Raw genomic sequence first — 14503 nt, forward strand, 5'->3', positions numbered from 1 at the left:
ATTCAGATATGAAATCTGAAGGTTCCCGTTGGGCCAAGCAGGCCGCGCCAAAGGCACGGCCTGCTTGGCCTGTGGCGACGCGCATCGCGCGGCGCAATTCAATACTATTCCAGCAACCGGTTATAGAAACGGCGACGGTGTTGCTCCAGAAAGGTTTGATTCGGTAGAAATCTGGTTGGCATTGTTAGTCTGCGACTATCCACCTTCTCGAGGCTCTTGCGTGCATCCCAAGGTACATCAGATGCCACTTGCATTTGGTAGTCTTCATCGAAGGTGATTAGATGCCGGTCAAATGCTCGATCATGCAAGGTATTTAAGCAAAGACCATTAGTGGGGTTAAGGCGCAGTTTTGGGGCATCAGCCCAACCAACAATATGGCTAGCGTTCAAAAGGCGGGGATCATTTACTTCGGTCAAAGCACATCGATTTTGATATCCGGTCAATATCATGTCCCGAAAGAACTGCTGCCCACGCCTAGCTGTTGTAGGCGCGGAGACATCATTTCCTGTCCGGCTTTTCCAGGCGGTAGCGTTGTCCGCAAATCCAAAACCTGAGGTGTTGAGATGTACTGGGAGTGATGCATCAATAATTGTTTCTGGGGTTTGTAGGAATTCCTGCCAGACGATGCGATCAGTGGCCGAGGCGTTGCTCATTCCGCCTTGTGGCAGACTGTCATCTAGCGCTGCCAGATTGCCAAGTTTGAGTGCGACGGCACTGGGGGTGCGGTCAACAACGGCCGCGAGGGCTTTGACCTCTCTGTTACCTTTGTGAAACTTTCCAAATTCGAGCCTCAGATACAACGCAAGTGCTAGTCGTACCTCGGGCTTTGTCCAATTGCGTCGCATATAACTCTCAAATCGAATTCACTTCGAGGCTGCCAGGCCTGACGAGAGAGGGCAAGTAGACATTAAGTGAAGTTTTCCTTCCCCCAAACGTCCGACAAAGGTATCGAACAAAGAGAAATGCCCGTCCCTTAGGCGGTCAAAATGAAAATGAGATTAATCGTGTTGTACCTTTCTACGAGATCGGGCAAAAAGCGACTATCCTTTACCAAAAGGCGACATGCTCCATGCGGATGCGCGATACATTTATTAAACCGATGCACCCCGAAGGCCGCAAATTCGTCGCCATTTTTGCGGCGATCACATTTGTATTGTTCCTGTTGGCGGAATTCTTGGGTTGGATCGGCGTTGGTCTGACTGTCTGGTGTTACTACTTTTTCCGCGATCCCAAACGTGCCACTCCGACCCGTGAAGGGTTGTTGGTCAGCCCTGCGGACGGCATTGTTTCGCTGATCGAAAAGGCCGTTCCCCCTGCCGAACTTGGGATGGAAGACAAGGCACTTACCCGTGTCAGCGTGTTCATGAGCGTCTTTAACTGCCACGTGAACCGGACACCAATTGCTGGTAAAGTAGCAGCTATTGCCTATCGTCCCGGTAAATTCCTGAATGCCTCGATGGATAAGGCCAGTGTAGACAACGAACGCAACAGCCTGTGTATCGAGATGGCAGATGGCCGTCAGATCGCTGTCGTCCAAATTGCAGGGCTGGTTGCACGTCGTATTGTCTGTTTTGTCAGTAAAGGCCAGCAAATGCAGACGGGTGAACGCTTTGGTTTGATCCGCTTCGGCTCCCGTCTGGATGTGTATCTGCCAGAGGGCGTCGAGCCCTTGGTGAGCTTGGGTCAAACTATGGTTGCCGGCGAAACCGTTTTGGCAGATTTCACGTCAGAGGAAACTGCTCGTGTAGCGCGGACAGTCTGACTCATGGCCGACGGATCACATACCCCAAAGACGGACGTTCCAATTGTCCACCTCTTGCCCAATCTTCTGACTTTTGCGGCCATCTGTGCCGGATTGACGGCTATTAGGTTTGGCTTTGAAGGGGATTTTGAACGGGCGGTCTACCTGATCTTATTGGCCTGTGTTCTGGATGGATTTGATGGCCGTCTGGCACGGCTGCTCAAGGCCCAGTCAAAAATCGGGGCTGAACTGGATTCGCTTGCCGATTTTTTGAATTTCGGCGTCGCACCTGCACTGATCCTTTATGCTTGGGGCTTGCAAGAGATGAGCCGTGCAGGTTGGATCGCGGTACTTGCCTACGCAATGTGCTGTGTGCTGCGGCTGGCGCGGTTCAACGTTTCCAGCAAATCTGACGACGAGGATACGGACCCTTCATATTTTGTCGGTGTTCCGTCACCGGCTGGTGCATTTCTGGTGATGCTACCGATGTTCATTTCATTTTTGTTTCCGGAAATTCCGCAGATTCCGCCACTCGTTGTGGCTTTGTTCACAGTCTTGGTTGGCCTACTGATGATCAGCCATATTCCAACCTATTCGTTCAAAAATATGGCGATTATGCGTGATCAGGCCAAGTTTTTTGTGCTTGGCGCTGTGTTGCTTGCAGCGGCGTTGCTCACCTATCTCTGGGCGACGCTTGTACTTCTGAATATTGTTTACATTGTCGGTATTGTCTGGGCGCTGCGCCGCTCGGGCAGGACCAAGGCCAAATAAAGGTAGATCCATGGACATCAACGCTGTGAAGACCTCCTATGCGAGGTGGGCACCGGTTTATGACAAGACGTTTGGCGCGATCACCAATGTTGGTCGCCGTCGTTCTGTCGCCTACGTCAACGGACGCAGCGCGGGCAAGGTGCTTGAAGTGGGGGTGGGAACCGGTCTGGCACTGCCATTCTATGATCCAAAATTGAACGTCACCGGTATCGATTTCAGTGATGACATGTTGGAAAAGGCACGCAAAAAGGTGCGCAAGAAAGACCTAAGCCATGTCGAAAGCCTTCGGCAAATGGATGCGCGGGATCTTGATTTTCCAGACAACCATTTTGATACCGTCGCAGCCATGCACATTGTGTCAGTTGTGCCAGAGCCAGAGCGCGTGGTGGCTGAGATGGCGCGGGTTTGCAAACCTGGAGGTCATATCGTCATCACCAACCACTTTGCCCGCGATAAGGGCTTTCTGGCTGCCGTTGAGCGGATCTCGGCACCGTTCTCCAATCTGTTGGGCTGGCATTCTGACTTTGAAGTCAGCACAGTTTTGGGTGAGCCAACCCTCTCTGTGGTCGAAAAGAAAACCTTGCCACCCATGGGCATGATGACATTTCTTGTGCTGGAAAAATCCAAGGCAGCGTAAGAACGCCGCCTGAGAAAAGTCCCTGAAATATCTTGACCACCACTCCCGTAGGGATGTGGGATAAGCAGCCATACTGCAGTTCTAGTTTGTTAGTTCGTCGAAGCAGGTCATAGCCCTTGCGGCATACATCATTGCCGGGCCACCACCCATTTGGATGGACATCGCCAATACATCTGCAACTTCGGCACGGGTGGCACCGGCTTTGACCAGCGCCTCGACATGTAAGCCAATGCAGTCTTCGCAGCGTCCGGCGATAGCGATGCCAAGGGCGATAAACTCTTTGGTTTTGAAGTCCAAAACCCCGCCCTGTTTTACCGCTTTGCTTAACCCGCCGAAGGCCTGCGCGGCTTCGGGTATGGCGCTGTTCAAGTTGCGTAGCCCTTTGCGGGTGTCACTTAGTTTATCGCGACAGCTCATGGTGTTTTCCTTCATTACACATCTGATTTACAGAATATGTAATGAAGGAGGCCGCACAGAACTTTGATCTAGGTCAGTCTTTGGATTTATCAGAGATGGCCAAGGAGTAGATGCTATTTCTGCGCAATCAGGGCCAGATTATTGGCTGGCATCTCGATCACCTCGACCATTTCCAGGCCTGCCTCTTGCAGCCAATCCATGGTGTCAAAATCATCCTTGTACCCAGTTGCCGGATCATGCGCGATCAACGAGGCGTGAAAGGCGGCATCGTTGTCGTTGGTCAGTTCGTCACTGCGCAGAAAGGGGCCGTAGATCACCAGTCGGCCGCCAGCGGCCAGGGCTTTGGCTGCCTCAGAAATTAAAATGCGCGCTTCGATCTCGCTGATCAAATGCAACAGGTTGCTCAGCATAATCAAATTCTGGTCGGCCAAATCAGTGCCCCAACCGGGCACAGTGGCATCCAACTCAAGAGCAGGCAGTACATTGGTGAGCGTCGTTTCAGCGACATGGGCATCAATGCTTGCACGGCGGGCCGCCTCAACTTCGGTGGGCTGCCAACTAAGGCCTGGCAGACAGGCGGCATAGCCCACCACATGCTGGCCTGTACCACTGGCGATTTCGAGTGCCCGGCCTTGCTTTGCTGCGACCTCCGTCAGCAGGTCACACAGGGGTTGCAGATTGCGGGCGGCAGAGGGTGCGAACAGTTTGCCTCCGTTGTGTGGAGTGGCAACCGAAGCTGAGCCGGGAACAGAACGAACGACCATCAATGAAACCTTTCAGGAGAAAGTTGTGCCAGGATACCTGTGTCCAGCTCTGGTTTTCGTCCAGCAACCAAATCAGCCAGCAATCGACCGGCGGCTGGGGCGGTTTGGAAGCCAAACCCCCCTTGTGCGGCGCACCAGAAAAAGTTGGAGACAGTTGGATCAGGACCCAGCACGAGCGCCTTGTCAGGTGAAAAGCTACGCAGCCCGGCCCAGTTGCTTTCCACTCGCGTCACCGGTGTGACAACCATTTCCTCATAGCGCGCTAAACCTTCTGCCAAGACCATATCATCAGCAAAGGCGTCATGTGGCTTCATTAGATCAGTATCTGCAGGGGAAACCAATAGCTTGCCCGCCTCAGGTTTAGCGTACCACTCCTCACCGGCGCCTAACATCATTGGCCATGAGGATACGTCATGCCCATCGGGGGCGGGCAGCAGCGCCATTGAACGGCGAAGAGGTTGAATGCCAATTGGGGAAACCCCGGCCAGGTCGGCAATTTGATCAACCCAGGCTCCCGCTGCGTTAATCAGAACCTTGGCCTTATAGATCTTTTCACCCGCGGAAACCTGCCAGCCGTCATCTGTTGAGGTGATAGATGTCACGACGGTTTTGGTCTGCGTCGTTCCTCCGTTCGCCCGTATCATCCGCGCAAAATCGTGGATCAACCGATCGGTGTCGATGTCCAACGCTATATCATGAAAAGCAGCAGCAGTGACTGTTTTGCGGTTTAGGATCGGCACGCGGTTGATCGCGTCGTCAAGGCTGATTTCCTGTAAGTCCAATTCTTTCAGATCGGTGGCAAATTGTTTCGTCTGATCCGCAGTGGCCAGTAGCATCAAGCCTCGCGGGGTCAGATAGCCACCATTTGCGTGGTAAAAGTGGTCCGCACTGGCGCGGCTCAGCGCAACGGTTGATGTATTTCCATAGTTCGGCTCAAACAATGCTGCCGAACGACCAGAAGCATGGTAGCCAAGCGCGTTTTCCATTTCCAAAACGGTAACAGAGCCAAGTTCAGACAGCTGAGCGGCGGCGCTGACACCTGCGATGCCGCCGCCAATAACGATAAAATCAGCCATTACATGGTCCTGTGTTTCAGCTTTTGGATTGCCGTCGCGGTAGTGAGGGCGTTGGTTGCAGACCATTGCATGGTCACAATACCGGGGGAAAGCAGAAAAGAGGTCGCCTGAGCCGTGCAATTATAACTTGGTTTTCAATCTCTTCCAGTGTCAGTATGGGCCAAAGAGATAGTTAATCATTTAAATTTTCTGGAGGAAAAGCCGTGTCCACATCCACTGCTAATACCCACGCCATGGCGACAGGACATATTCCGGGCTATCTGCCAGGCGCCGATGGCAGCGATCCACTGTTCACCGGGATGGTGGTCTTTACCATCTTGCTCGTGCTCTTGATTGGGTCATTCTATTTCAAGCTGCACGCGATCCCCGAGCATATGGCGCACGAGGATAATCACACGCAAATGCAGGTGATTGGTATTCTGGCCCTGCTGGCACTGTTTACACACAACAACATTTTCTGGGTGATCGCGTTGCTAGTGGCGGCTTTCCGAATGCCAGATTTTCTTACGCCGTTACAATCAATAGCCAGTTCACTCGATTATCTGAAACAACGTGATCAGGCTCCAGCTCAACCTCAGCCCCAACAACCTGCTGAAACCCAAGAGACAGCCGAGGCCACGGTTGGGCAAACTGAAGGAGAGACCAATGCTTGAGCTACTTTTTTGTTCCATGCTGACCGTTCTCCCAGACTTCCTTTTTCGACGTTACGCACAGGGCAAGCGGATTGGCGAAGAGATAAACCTGTTTTCGGTTTGGTATGAATTGCGTTGGGGAATTACCGCCTGTGCGATCCTGACAATCTCTTTGATCACCACGATTTTCTACTACCACCCGGCAACCACCAAAGTTGGGTCGTTTTTTCGTACGGTAACTATTCTGCCTGAGACCAGTGGTCGGGTGATTGAAGTGCTACAAGACAATAATGCGCTAGTAGAGGCGGGCGACGTAATTTTTCGCCTCGACGATGCCAGCCAAGCCGCAGCTGTTGCCACTGCCGAGGCAAAGGTGAACGAAACGGTTGCATCTCTTTCGGTTGCTGCCACCGATCTGGCGGCAGCAGATGCAGGTGTTGGACAGGTAAAGGCGGCCCTGCAGCAGGCTCGAGACGATCTTGAGCGGAATCTGACCCTGCGTGAGCGCGGCTCTAGTGCTGTTCGCGAAACTGAGATTGAGAGACTGGAAAACCTGGTTAACAAACGCGAAGCAGAACTGGACGCTGCCGAAGCGAATAAATCATCGGTTGAGGAAAAAATATCGGTTCTGATCCCTGCGCAGATGGCAAGCGCCGAGGCAGCGCTGAAACAGGCCGAGGCAGAGCTGGCTAAAACTGTTGTCAAAGCCAGCGTTCCGGGTCGTGTTGAACAGTTCGAGCTGCAAGAGGGCGATTACATCAATCCGATCTTGCGTCCTGCAGGTATTCTGGTGCCAACCGAATTTGTAGATCGGGAGCGTTTTGCAGCCGGGTTTGGGCAATTGACCGCGAATGTGATCAAACCGGGAATGTACGCAGAGATGGGCTGTTTGTCCAAGCCGTTCACTATCATTCCAATGGTTGTTGTCGGGATACAGGATGTGATTTCCGCAGGTCAGATGCGGCCTTCGGATGTTCTGCGCGATGTCCAGGATAATGGCCGCCCGGGCACGCTTACAGTGTTCTTGGAACCCGTCTACGAAGGGCAGGCTGATGATATCCCACCGGGCAGTACTTGTCTGGCCAATGCCTATACAAACAACCACGACCTGTTGGATAACCCAGATCTGGGCACAGGTGAGTGGCTGTTCCTGCATATGGTCGATACGGTTGGCATTGTGCATGCCTTGTTACTGAGGATCCAAATGCTGATGCTGCCGGTGCAGACACTGGTGTTCTCGGGACACTGATTTTTCTGAAATAGACTGAAGCAGGCCCGGAATTGCTCCGGGCCTGTTTTGTTTTAGGTGGTTGGGCTGGTCTGAGGTGTGGAACGCAATTGCAACAGAACAACTACTGTTACTGCAAGCACCATTATCTCGGCCACAACGCCAGCGTACCAGATGCCGGGCTCGCCAATGACAAAGGGCAAGGCAAAGGTAAGTGGGATTGCAAATAGATAGGTGCGCGACAGTCCCAGAATTGCAGCGCGCGCAGCATCACCCACGGCCTGAAAATATCCGGCTATCATCATCAGAGGCCCAAACAGGAACAGGGTCAGGGTCCCAATGGGCAGAATGCGTGCCAGCTCTTGCTGAATAAGCATATCATTGATGAACACGCCGCCCAACCAAGGAGCGGTAAGGACAAAGGCAAACTGCACCAATGCGCAATATCCAAAGGCAACGGTCACAGAAATAAACGTTGCTTTATGCGCACGCTCGGTCTGTCTGGCACCATAGTTGTTGCCGACGATGGTTTGGAAGGCCAGACTGAGTCCAAGCAAAGGCAAGAAGGTAAAAGTCATCAAGCGCGTCATGATACCAAAGGCCCCACTGGTAGGTTCAAAGTGATCTCCAGCCCAAACCTGAAGACCAAACAGGGTGACGCCTGCTGAAAGTGACAGCCCGATGTAGCCAAGGCTGGAAGGCGCGCCTAAGGCTAGCAATTCACGCCAGTACTGGGCGATCGGCGTGAATGTAAAACTGGTCTGACCGCTGTTTGAACGATGCCGATACAGAATAATTGCCGCCATGGCGCAGATCTGTGACAAGACTGTACCATAGGCCGACCCATTCACCCCCCATTGGATTTGGACCACAAACAGCCAGTCAAACACGATGTTCAGGATAGCCGACAGCAGGGTGATAAAGGTCATAGCAGGCAACAGACCTTCGGCGCGGAGCGCGTCGATGTTGATGGCCAGCACAAACACCAGTGGTGAGCAGAAAATCAGGATTGCCATATAACCCCATCCCAAATCCGCCAGTACTTCAGATCCGTTTGCCACCCAGATCGACAACTGCCCGCCGAACAGTGCAAAGCCAATGATAAGGATCGCACAAACCAGCATTGAAAGTTGTATGGCGCTGGTAAATACTGCTTGCGCCGTGGTGATATTGCCAGCACCTGTCTGTCGCGCATAGACCGATGAAAAACCGTTTGAAACCAATGTCGAAAGTGCAATCAGCATCATATAGAGCGGGAACATGAGTGTGACGGCCACAACAGCATCGGTGCCGACGTAGATGCCCAGAAAATAGGCGTCAACAACGGTGAACAAACCGTTCACCAGCATCACCAGTACAATAGGCAACGCCGTTTTAAGGAAGAGCGGCATGATTGGGCCAGACAAATAGATATTATCAGGGTGCCGGGTGTCGGCGACCTGTCCCGCGCCATGCGCAGGGCGTTCAGTATTAGACATCAAAAACCTCGTTTTGTGTTCGGATGCGGATTTCAGGCTGGGGCTCGCATTACCAACAAACCGCAAAAAAACGGAAGTCAGATATCTCTGCTTGAGGCTTCACCAAGGAAAATCCCGCGAACGGCAGGGGCTCAAACCCTGTGCGCCTGTGATGCGGGATTGGAGAATGCCTGTCAAGATTGCGAGTTTCAGTCTTGGTCTTGCCCTGTTGTCAAAGGATCACATTACAGGCTCCGCATATTGTGACTGGTGACTGGGGCGTGGCAGGCGATAATAGGGGGCATGTTAGACGCTCGTATTCGCCCCTTCATCGACCCGCTGCTGAATGCACAGGGTCGCAAACTGGCCCGCTTTGGGATCAGTGCCAATCAGGTCACTTTGCTGGGGTTGACGCTGGGCCTGACCGCGGCACTCCTGATTGCTTTGGGTGCACCGGGTTGGGCATTGCTGCCTCTGTTGTTGTCGCGTCTGGCAGACGGGTTGGACGGTGCGGTGGCACGGGCCAGTCAGCCCAGCGACTTTGGCGGCTTGCTGGATATCTCCTGCGACTTTGCCGTTTACGGAGCTGTTCCTCTGGGATTTGTACTGGCAGATCCCGCATCCAATGGTGTTGCTGGGGCATTCCTGCTGGCCAGTTTCTATGTCAGCGGCACCAGTTTTCTGGGCTACGCGATACTGGCTGAGAAGCGCAAGATGACCACACAAGCACAGGGAGTAAAAACGCTGTATTATGTGGGAGGACTGCTGGAAGGGGCTGAAACCATAGGGTTCTTTGTATTGCTGTGCCTTTGGCCGGTTGCTTTTGCACCATTGGCCTGGGTGTTTGGCACGTTGTGTCTTGTTACCGCAGCTGCACGGGTTTGGCTGGCATGGCGGGTGTTTAGCTAGAGTTTTAGTGTCAGGTTTGAGAATGCTCCTGTAAAGTCACACTGATTGAAACTAAAATCGCGCGCGTAGGGTCTGCAATGGTCTAGAACTGTAGTTGTAGATCACGTCCAAGAAACGGTTGAAGCGAAGTCAATTTGGCACGCTCAAAGTGGAATGGTTGGCATCAGATCTTCATAATATCGAAAATTTAGCGGATTTCCATTCAAGAACCCCATTAAAAACAAGAAGGGTTCCCTCCCAAATGATAGCTGCATCGGATTTGCCTAAAACAGTATTTTCTTCATCAACTCAGAGGCCATTTTCCGTGCTATTCTGGCGTTCAGAGCTGAACAAATAATATAGGCGGTACCCAATGAAGGCTTCAACGCTAAGTGATATGATCGCCGGTCAACAGGTGCATAGTACATCCCCCAATGATACAGTGCGAACCGCCTGTATCATCATGACCTCCGTGAATGTCGGCGCCCTTCCAGTCGTAGACGACAACGGAACGCTTGTTGGGATATTTAGTGAGCGAGATGTCATCCAACGCAGCGTTATCGTGTACCGCCCATCGGCGACAACACTGGTCAAGCAGGTGATGACCCCCAATCCACAGTGGCTTTCGCCGGATGCAAAACCGATCGAAGCATACCAGATAATGATCAAAGGCAAGTTCCGACATTTACCGATCTGCGACGAGGGAAAGGTTTTGGGGATCGTTTCTATTCGCGACTTCAACCCTCCAAGCAATTCCATATTCGACCGGCTGCGCGGAAATACCGCCAAGGCCAGTGCGCCAGCTCGGTTGTTTTAGAAGAGCAGCTGCAAGGTCGTTCGAAAAGGGCTGTTTGGCATAGGATAGCATCTCTACCGCTAACAATAGGCCGTTGAGCAATATAGTTCGATGGCTAGCAATCAAATACTCTGAATTGGCGGTGTTACTTCCACAGAGCAAAGCATTTATTGTTGGAAGGCGATAGGGCTCTTGTTTGCGGGGCAAGGGGCGCGCAGCATCACTGCCATCGCCTGAGCTTCCCCCGGGAAGAACCTCCATACCTTCCCAAGGTCTGGCGCTGGTGCTGCAGGTTTGTCGAAAAGGTCATTCTCGGTTAAATTTGGCTTGGAGCTCGTCGTTTTTAACGGGTTCAGTAGAGTAGATGTCAAAATCCAACGAGATCTGGTGAGCTGCAAGCATCTCGATAGTTTCAGATCTAAGTCGCAAGCCTTCGTTGCTCTCTTTCATGATCAGCCCACAGAAGAATTCAACATCGTAGTGCTGGGATAGATGTGCCCACATATCTAGATCATCGGTCAGTTGCTCTAAGATTTCGACTACTTGAATGTCGAGATCACCGGGGCATTTACGTTCCGCTGTTTTCCTCCAAATACCAGTTCGGGAAGTCACCTGCTTCCCTTTGGGGGTTTGGAACGTAACGCCCTTACAACGGGTAATGTCTGGGTCACCGGCTAGCATTCTTGTTACTTCATCGGGATCGAGCGTATCCCCCATGACACGTAAAGACGCAGCAGTTTCGCATATCGTGACCATCTAATTCCCACTTTCACCTACAGCTATTGCGAGACTGCTCTACGTAGATCTAGATAACCAGACCCAACAAGCAGAAAGGCCCGCCAAAATGACGGGCCTTTCGGTATCTCACAAGCGATCCGCTTACTGCGGGATTTCGCCTTCGATGCCTTCAACGAAGAAGTTCATGCCAGCCAGTGTGCCGTCGTCAGCTGTCTCGCCGTCTGCCAACCAGGCAGAGCCGTCCTGCTTGCTGATTGGACCTGTAAAGGCATGGTAAGAACCATCAGCCAGTGACGCCTGCAGAGCAATCGCTTCGGCTTTTACCTCAGCTGGAACTGCGTCCGAGATGTCGCCGATGCCAACCATGCCAGCGCCGATGCCGTCCCAAGTCATCACAGATTCCCATGTGCCATCCATGACAGCCTGTGTACGGGCAACATAGTAGGGGCCCCAGTTGTCGATGATTGAGGAAACGCGTGGTTTAGGACCGTACTCTGACATGTCCGAAGCCTGACCAAAGGTGATCACGTTACCAGCTGTCTGGGCCGCAGCCTGAGGCGCCGTTGAATCAGTGTGCTGCAGGATCACGTCAGCACCCTGTTCGATCAGAACCTTGGCAGCGTCTGCTTCTTTGGCTGGGTCGAACCATGTGAAGGCCCAAACGATCTTGAACTGAACATCAGGGTTAACCTTTTTGGCGTGGATGTAGGCCGAGTTGATGCCACGGACAACTTCGGGGATCGGGAAGGACCCGATGTAGCCAACGATGTTGCTCTCGGTCATGTGGCCCGCGATGGTGCCTTGCACAGCACGGCCTTCATAGAAGCGGGCTGAGTAAGTCGACACGTTTGGCGCGGTTTTATAACCGGTTGCGTGCTCGAACCGAACGTTGGGGAATTTCTTCGCAACGTTGATGGTTGGATCCATGTAGCCAAAAGAGGTGGTGAAGATCAGGTCAGCGCCTTCCAGCGCCATCTGGGTCATCACACGCTCTGAGTCGGGGCCTTCAGCTACGTTTTCAACATAAACAGTTTCGACCTTGTCACCAAAGGCTTCTACAACGGCCTTGCGGCCCTGGTCGTGCTCGTATGTCCAGCCGCCGTCGCCGACGGGACCTACATAAACAAAGCCTACCTTGGTTTTGTCTGCGGCCATGGCTGTTGTCGCCAGACCCAGCGCCATCGCGGCACTGGTTAGAAGGGTTGTCAGTTTCATCAAAAGTCTCCCAGGTTGATTGTCATTGGCCCCAAAATATTGGGGCAGGTTAGAACGCCCCCCGGTTTGCCGGGGAGCGTGAAAATTGCGGCCTCTTAACGGGAGGCGTGGAAATTGCGGCCCAGGGCAGCGGGCGCGCTGCTCTTGTCGGCGGAAAGGATGACAAGCACAATGATTGTAATCACATAGGGCGACATTGCCAGATATTCGACAGGGATGGCAACGCCTGCGGCCTGCAGATTAAGCTGTACAACGGTGATGCCGCCAAAAAGATAGGCACCCAACAAGGCACGCCAGGGTTTCCAGCTGGAGAACACCACCAACGCCAGGGCAATCCAGCCTACACCGGCTGTCATGCCTTCGGTCCACTGTGGTACCCGGATCAGGCTGATATAGGCGCCACCCAAGCCAGCACAGGCGCCGCCGAACATGATGGCCAGAATGCGGATGCGTACGACCTTGTATCCCAGGGCATGGGCCGCATCGTGGTTTTCACCAACGGCGCGCAGCACCAGCCCGACACGGCTGTACTTCAGCAGGGCCCAGACACCTGCGGTCAAGGCGATGCCAATATACAGAATTGGGTCATGGCCAAACAGGATCGGCCCAATGACCGGTAGATCGCTGAGGAATGGAATTTCCAGCTTGCCCATTTGTGGTGGCTTGATACCAACATAGCTTTGTCCCAGCAGTGCTGAGAGACCAAGGCCGAACAACGTCAGGGCCAGCCCACTGGCCACCTGATTGGCTTGTGCCACTTGGGTCAGCAGGACAAACAAAAGTGAGAACACCGCACCACAGGCTGCTGAGGCAATAAAGCCCAGCCAAGGTGAGCCTGTTTCGACCGTAATGGCAAAGCCGCCAATGGCGCCGATAATCATCATACCTTCGACACCAAGGTTCAGCACGCCGGCTTTTTCCACCACTAATTCGCCGATTGCAGCTAACAGGATAGGGGTTGCTGCCACCATGAGAGAGGCGATCAGCAGGACGGGATTGATTGCGCTCAGATCCATGTTACGCCACCTCCGGTTTATGCAAAGTGATGCGGTAATTGGTCAGCAGGTCTAGTGCCAGCAGGAAGAAGAGCAGCATGCCCTGGAACACTTGGATAGCAGCTGACGGCAGGCCCAGATTGGATTGGGCGATATCGCCGCCGATATAGGTCAGCGCCATCAGTCCGCCTGCCAACATGATGCCAATGGGATGCAACCGGCCCAGAAAGGCCACGATGATTGCGGTAAAGCCATAGCCAACATTAAAGTCGATGCTGATTTGTCCCGCAGGTCCTGAAACCTCGAACAGCCCAGCCAAGCCAGCCAATGCGCCGGACATACCCAAACACAACAAGATCAACCGCGAGGGATTGACCCCGGCAAACCGCGCCGCACGGGGGGCTTCACCCGTCAGTCGTATGTGAAATCCCAACATGTGCCGGTTCAACAAAACGTAGGCAAAGATGACGGCAATCAGCGCTGCCACCACCCCCCAGTGCATACCAGAGCCCGCAATCAGATCGGCGTTAAAGGCGCTGGGATAGTCTTGTAGGTTGCGTGATCCGGGAAAGCCAAATCCTTCGGGGTTTTTCAGGAACCGCAAGGATGCGGAGGCCAGTAGTTGCTCTGCAACATAGACCAGCATCAGTGATACCAGAATTTCGTTGGTGCCAAAGCGGACCTTCAAAACCGCCGGGATCATCGCCCAAGCCCATCCGCCAAGCGCGCCACTGATCACCATCAGTGGAAAAATGTACCAAGCTTCATAAGGGTAGAAGGCCAGTCCAACGGCTGCCCCAACAATGGCGCCAATGATGTATTGCCCCTCAGCCCCGATGTTCCAGATGCCTGCCTTGAAGCCCAGGCTCAAACCGATGGCAATCAGCACCAAGGGCGCACCTTTGACCAGCAGCTGCGGGCGATAGTAAAAGGCAAACTCGCCAAACAGCGGATCCCAAAAAATGGTCCGGATGGCTTCAATCGGAGGCTTACCCAGCATTGCGAACAACAGCCCGCCAAACACCATGGTTGCCAGCACCGCCACCAGCGGGGTTGCCAGCGACCAGGCCCGCGACGGCTGTGGCCTTTTCTCTAGGCTGATCATTGTGCTGCCCCTTGCTTCTTTTTGTTGTAAATACTCACGCCGA

16 protein-coding genes are annotated in these 14503 nt (G+C 53.3%); 7 read left to right on the plus strand and 9 right to left on the minus strand.

Annotated features, from left to right (window positions below; all coding sequences use genetic code 11):
* Positions 1-104: 104 nt before the first annotated feature.
* Entirely contained in the window at positions 105-653 is a 549-nt protein-coding gene (locus GO984_RS21160; RefSeq protein ID WP_245231204.1) for an HNH endonuclease, read from the minus strand.
* A 416-nt stretch (positions 654-1069) separates the two neighbouring features.
* On the opposite strand from GO984_RS21160, the gene GO984_RS21165 reads away from it, so the two are divergent.
* Genes GO984_RS21165 through GO984_RS21175 form a run of 3 tightly spaced genes read left to right on the plus strand, consistent with a single transcriptional unit; the run spans position 1070 to position 3149 of the window.
* The gene (locus GO984_RS21165) at positions 1070-1762 is read left to right on the plus strand and encodes a phosphatidylserine decarboxylase (protein ID WP_157024546.1); all 693 of its coding nucleotides are present in this window, start codon (positions 1070-1072) and stop codon (positions 1760-1762) included.
* Between the two features lie 3 nt (positions 1763-1765).
* Positions 1766-2512 carry a CDP-diacylglycerol--serine O-phosphatidyltransferase gene (gene pssA, locus GO984_RS21170; protein WP_157024547.1) on the plus strand — a complete coding sequence of 249 codons (747 nt, stop codon included), beginning with the start codon at positions 1766-1768 and terminating at the stop codon, positions 2510-2512.
* A gap of 10 nt (positions 2513-2522) precedes the next feature.
* A complete protein-coding gene (locus tag GO984_RS21175) occupies positions 2523-3149 on the plus strand; it encodes a class I SAM-dependent methyltransferase (protein ID WP_157024548.1) in 627 nt (208 codons plus the stop codon).
* Positions 3150-3230: 81 nt separating this feature from the next.
* On the opposite strand, the gene GO984_RS21180 is transcribed toward GO984_RS21175, so the two are convergent.
* From GO984_RS21180 to GO984_RS21190, 3 genes are all read right to left on the minus strand, one after another.
* The gene (locus GO984_RS21180) at positions 3231-3566 is read right to left on the minus strand and encodes a carboxymuconolactone decarboxylase family protein (RefSeq protein WP_157024549.1); all 336 of its coding nucleotides are present in this window, start codon (positions 3564-3566) and stop codon (positions 3231-3233) included.
* 113 nt (positions 3567-3679) lie between these two features.
* On the minus strand, positions 3680-4330 hold the full coding sequence (locus GO984_RS21185; RefSeq protein ID WP_157024550.1) for a DUF938 domain-containing protein: 651 nt from the start codon (positions 4328-4330) through the stop codon (positions 3680-3682).
* Complete coding sequence (locus tag GO984_RS21190) at positions 4330-5406, minus strand: NAD(P)/FAD-dependent oxidoreductase (RefSeq protein WP_157024551.1); 1077 nt, start codon at positions 5404-5406, stop codon at positions 4330-4332. Before GO984_RS21190 ends, GO984_RS21185 begins: the two co-directional genes overlap by 1 nt.
* A gap of 203 nt (positions 5407-5609) precedes the next feature.
* Here GO984_RS21190 and GO984_RS21195 point away from each other — a divergent pair, with 203 nt between their 5' ends.
* Together GO984_RS21195 and GO984_RS21200 are read left to right on the plus strand one after the other, a co-directional pair.
* Positions 5610-6059, plus strand: a complete 450-nt coding sequence (locus GO984_RS21195; protein WP_209279454.1) for a hypothetical protein — start codon at positions 5610-5612, stop codon at positions 6057-6059.
* Positions 6052-7287 (plus strand): HlyD family secretion protein, encoded by a 1236-nt coding sequence (locus GO984_RS21200; protein WP_157024552.1) that lies wholly within the window; start codon positions 6052-6054, stop codon positions 7285-7287. The genes GO984_RS21195 and GO984_RS21200 overlap by 8 nt, the downstream gene beginning before the upstream one ends.
* Before the next feature lie 53 nt (positions 7288-7340).
* On the opposite strand, the gene GO984_RS21205 is transcribed toward GO984_RS21200, so the two are convergent.
* Positions 7341-8744, minus strand: coding sequence for an MATE family efflux transporter (locus tag GO984_RS21205; protein WP_157024553.1), 1404 nt, complete (start codon positions 8742-8744; stop codon positions 7341-7343).
* Between the two features lie 282 nt (positions 8745-9026).
* Here GO984_RS21205 and GO984_RS21210 point away from each other — a divergent pair, with 282 nt between their 5' ends.
* Positions 9027-9632 carry a CDP-alcohol phosphatidyltransferase family protein gene (locus tag GO984_RS21210; protein WP_157024554.1) on the plus strand — a complete coding sequence of 202 codons (606 nt, stop codon included), beginning with the start codon at positions 9027-9029 and terminating at the stop codon, positions 9630-9632.
* A gap of 352 nt (positions 9633-9984) precedes the next feature.
* Positions 9985-10428: a CBS domain-containing protein gene (locus GO984_RS21215; protein WP_157024555.1), complete on the plus strand. Its 444-nt coding sequence runs from the start codon at positions 9985-9987 to the stop codon at positions 10426-10428.
* A gap of 285 nt (positions 10429-10713) precedes the next feature.
* On the opposite strand, the gene GO984_RS21220 is transcribed toward GO984_RS21215, so the two are convergent.
* The 4 genes from GO984_RS21220 to GO984_RS21235 form a co-directional block, all read right to left on the minus strand.
* On the minus strand, positions 10714-11163 hold the full coding sequence (locus GO984_RS21220) for a DUF4279 domain-containing protein (RefSeq protein ID WP_157024556.1): 450 nt from the start codon (positions 11161-11163) through the stop codon (positions 10714-10716).
* A 123-nt stretch (positions 11164-11286) separates the two neighbouring features.
* Entirely contained in the window at positions 11287-12360 is a 1074-nt protein-coding gene (locus GO984_RS21225) for a BMP family ABC transporter substrate-binding protein (protein ID WP_157024557.1), read from the minus strand.
* Between the two features lie 95 nt (positions 12361-12455).
* Positions 12456-13376, minus strand: a complete 921-nt coding sequence (locus GO984_RS21230; protein WP_157024558.1) for an ABC transporter permease — start codon at positions 13374-13376, stop codon at positions 12456-12458.
* A gap of 1 nt (position 13377) precedes the next feature.
* A complete protein-coding gene (locus GO984_RS21235) occupies positions 13378-14460 on the minus strand; it encodes an ABC transporter permease (protein WP_157024559.1) in 1083 nt (360 codons plus the stop codon).
* Positions 14461-14503: the final 43 nt, after the last annotated feature.

This window comes from Parasedimentitalea huanghaiensis (genome assembly GCF_009753675.1).
GTDB classification, from domain to species: Bacteria; Pseudomonadota; Alphaproteobacteria; order Rhodobacterales; family Rhodobacteraceae; genus Parasedimentitalea; species Parasedimentitalea huanghaiensis.

Bases quoted from the DNA above. Each gene is read 5' to 3' on its own strand.
- GO984_RS21160 (WP_245231204.1), bottom strand. From the start codon at position 653: ATGAGCAACGCCTCGGCCACTGATCGCATCGTCTGGCAGGAATTCCTA.
- GO984_RS21165 (WP_157024546.1), top strand. From the start codon at position 1,070: ATGCGGATGCGCGATACATTTATTAAACCGATGCACCCCGAAGGCCGC.
- pssA (WP_157024547.1), top strand. From the start codon at position 1,766: ATGGCCGACGGATCACATACCCCAAAGACGGACGTTCCAATTGTCCAC.
- GO984_RS21175 (WP_157024548.1), top strand. From the start codon at position 2,523: ATGGACATCAACGCTGTGAAGACCTCCTATGCGAGGTGGGCACCGGTT.
- GO984_RS21180 (WP_157024549.1), bottom strand. From the start codon at position 3,566: ATGAGCTGTCGCGATAAACTAAGTGACACCCGCAAAGGGCTACGCAAC.
- GO984_RS21185 (WP_157024550.1), bottom strand. From the start codon at position 4,330: ATGGTCGTTCGTTCTGTTCCCGGCTCAGCTTCGGTTGCCACTCCACAC.
- GO984_RS21190 (WP_157024551.1), bottom strand. From the start codon at position 5,406: ATGGCTGATTTTATCGTTATTGGCGGCGGCATCGCAGGTGTCAGCGCC.
- GO984_RS21200 (WP_157024552.1), top strand. From the start codon at position 6,052: ATGCTTGAGCTACTTTTTTGTTCCATGCTGACCGTTCTCCCAGACTTC.
- GO984_RS21205 (WP_157024553.1), bottom strand. From the start codon at position 8,744: ATGTCTAATACTGAACGCCCTGCGCATGGCGCGGGACAGGTCGCCGAC.
- GO984_RS21210 (WP_157024554.1), top strand. From the start codon at position 9,027: ATGTTAGACGCTCGTATTCGCCCCTTCATCGACCCGCTGCTGAATGCA.
- GO984_RS21215 (WP_157024555.1), top strand. From the start codon at position 9,985: ATGAAGGCTTCAACGCTAAGTGATATGATCGCCGGTCAACAGGTGCAT.
- GO984_RS21220 (WP_157024556.1), bottom strand. From the start codon at position 11,163: ATGGTCACGATATGCGAAACTGCTGCGTCTTTACGTGTCATGGGGGAT.
- GO984_RS21225 (WP_157024557.1), bottom strand. From the start codon at position 12,360: ATGAAACTGACAACCCTTCTAACCAGTGCCGCGATGGCGCTGGGTCTG.
- GO984_RS21230 (WP_157024558.1), bottom strand. From the start codon at position 13,376: ATGGATCTGAGCGCAATCAATCCCGTCCTGCTGATCGCCTCTCTCATG.
- GO984_RS21235 (WP_157024559.1), bottom strand. From the start codon at position 14,460: ATGATCAGCCTAGAGAAAAGGCCACAGCCGTCGCGGGCCTGGTCGCTG.